Origin of the sequence: Falsirhodobacter sp. 1013 (assembly GCF_051195255.1) — a bacterium.
Taxonomy (GTDB): domain Bacteria; phylum Pseudomonadota; class Alphaproteobacteria; order Rhodobacterales; family Rhodobacteraceae; genus Falsirhodobacter.
Map to the genome: position 1 here is coordinate 1 of NZ_JBNJLK010000044.1, position 1,236 is coordinate 1,236.

2 protein-coding genes are annotated in these 1,236 nt (G+C 64.2%); both read left to right on the plus strand.

Translation table 11 applies throughout. From position 1 onward, the window contains the following. Nucleotides 1-771, plus strand: a 771-nt coding sequence (locus ACSHZY_RS18845) for an iron-containing alcohol dehydrogenase (RefSeq protein WP_435171758.1), incomplete at its 5' end; no start/stop codon positions are given. An 88-nt stretch (nucleotides 772-859) separates the two neighbouring features. Continuing rightward, nucleotides 860-1,236, plus strand: a 377-nt coding sequence (locus ACSHZY_RS18850) for a hypothetical protein (RefSeq protein ID WP_435171760.1), incomplete at its 3' end; no start/stop codon positions are given.

Here is a 1,236-nt window from a genome sequence, read left to right on the forward strand (position 1 = left end):
GGCAGACGCCTGCCGCTGGTGCAGGTCCCCACGACTGCGGGAACCGGATCGGAGGTGACGAACATCACCATCCTGACCACGGGCGAGACGACGAAGATGGGTGTCGTGTCCCGCCAGCTTTACGCCGACCGCGTGCTGCTGGATGCCGAACTCACGACCGGCCTGCCCGCGCTGCACACCGCCGCGACCGGCATCGATGCCATGGTCCACGCGATCGAGGCCTATACCAGCCAGCACAAGAAGAATCCGCTCTCGGACGCTTTCGCGCGCGAGGCGTTGAAGCTGCTGTCGGCAAATCTTCTGGCCGCCTGCGAGAACGGCAATGATCGCACCGCGCGCGAGGCGATGCTGCTTGGTGCCAATCTTGCAGGTCAGGCGTTCTCCAACTCTCCCGTCGCGGCGGTGCATGCCTTGGCCTATCCGCTGGGCGGGCATTATCACGTGCCGCACGGGCTTTCGAACGCGCTGATGCTGGGGCCGGTCCTGCGGTTCAACATGAAGGCGGCGGCACCGCTTTATGCGGAGCTGGCTGACGTGCTGCTTGGGCCGTCGGATGAAGGGATTCAGGCGCGGTCGGTGGCATTCGTCGATCACATGCAGTCGTTGATGGACCGCTCCGGCGCGCCGCGCCGTCTGCGCGACGTCGGCGTGACGGAGGACAGCCTGCCGATGCTAGCCGCAGATGCCATGAAGCAGACGCGCCTTCTGGGCAACAATCCGGTGCCGGTGACCGAAGCCTGCGCACTTGCGCTTTACACCGAAGCCTTCTGACAGCTTCGACCGCCCCAAGGGGCGGTCGTCATGGGGACGCCGCAAGGCGTGAGGGATGGGCCGGAACAGGCCCGATGGGGAGAGAGAGATGACCACACACCGCGAAGACGGTGCCGAGCAGCCATTCTGGCCTGCCGGACCTTTCAAGATACGCCTGCCGTTCATGCATTACCGCTTCGAATGGCCGGATTACTTCCAGGGCCTGCTGATGTGTGCCGTGGATCTGGCAGCAATTCCGCTGATGGTGGAACTTCTGGGCATGCCGTTCGAGGTTGCGCTGGCCGTCGTGATTCTGAACGGCATCCTTTATCTGGCACACCATCTGCTGGGCGATCCGGTGGTTCCGGGTTGGATCACGCCGGCAATTCCGCTTCTGATGGCCTATTGTGCCGCTTTCCCGGAGGGGCCGGAGCGGGTGCACGCGCTGATCGCGTTCCAGATGATGCTGGGGCTTTTCTCCATCGC